Below are 726 nucleotides of genomic sequence, written 5' to 3'. Positions count from 1 at the left end.
TTTTACCAGAAGTGGCTAGTCTAACCGCAAGGAGGACGGTCACCACGGTAGGATTCATGACTGGGGTGAAGTCGTAACAAGGTAGCCGTATCGGAAGGTGCGGCTGGATCACCTCCTTTCCAGAGCTATCTCGCGAAGTTGAGCGCTCACGCTTATCGGCTGTAAATTTAAAGACAGACTCAGGGGTCTGTAGCTCAGTCGGTTAGAGCACCGTCTTGATAAGGCGGGGGTCGTTGGTTCGAATCCAACCAGACCCACCATTGTCTGGCGGTAGGTACCTGAGGCAAATCTGTACTCATGGGGGCATAGCTCAGCTGGGAGAGCACCTGCTTTGCAAGCAGGGGGTCGTCGGTTCGATCCCGTCTGCCTCCACCAATCACCAACGCCAAGGGCTTGGTTCAGACACTGAACCGAGAATTTTGCATTGGCGATTGAGCCAGTCAGAGGATATCAACAGATATCGGCTGTCGTTCTTTAACAATCTGGAAGAAGCAAGTAATTTGGATAGCGGAAGCGTCTTGAGATGGACGTGAAAACTATCCGGGTTGTGATTGTATCGATGTATCTCAAGATGATTCGAACTCTATGTTCGACTTAAATTGGAATACGGCACAACGCGAGAACTCAACCTGTAACGAGACAGACTCGTTATAGGGTCAAGCGAACAAGTGCATGTGGTGGATGCCTTGGCGATCACAGGCGATGAAGGACGCGGTAGCCTGCGAA

2 tRNA genes and 1 rRNA gene are annotated in these 726 nt (G+C 51.1%); all 3 read left to right on the top strand.

What is annotated here, in order from left to right:
- Nucleotides 1-119 (top strand): 16S ribosomal RNA (locus tag CFB47_RS40015); the annotation flags it as partial.
- Nucleotides 120-183: 64 nt separating this feature from the next.
- A tRNA-Ile gene (locus CFB47_RS40010) sits at nt 184-260 on the top strand.
- Between the two features lie 39 nt (nt 261-299).
- Nucleotides 300-375: transfer RNA gene (locus CFB47_RS40005), tRNA-Ala, on the top strand.
- Nucleotides 376-726: the final 351 nt, after the last annotated feature.

The organism is Burkholderia sp. AU27893 (genome assembly GCF_002223205.1).
Lineage (GTDB): Bacteria > Pseudomonadota > Gammaproteobacteria > Burkholderiales > Burkholderiaceae > Burkholderia.
This window is presented reverse-complemented; position numbering and strand designations above follow the sequence as displayed.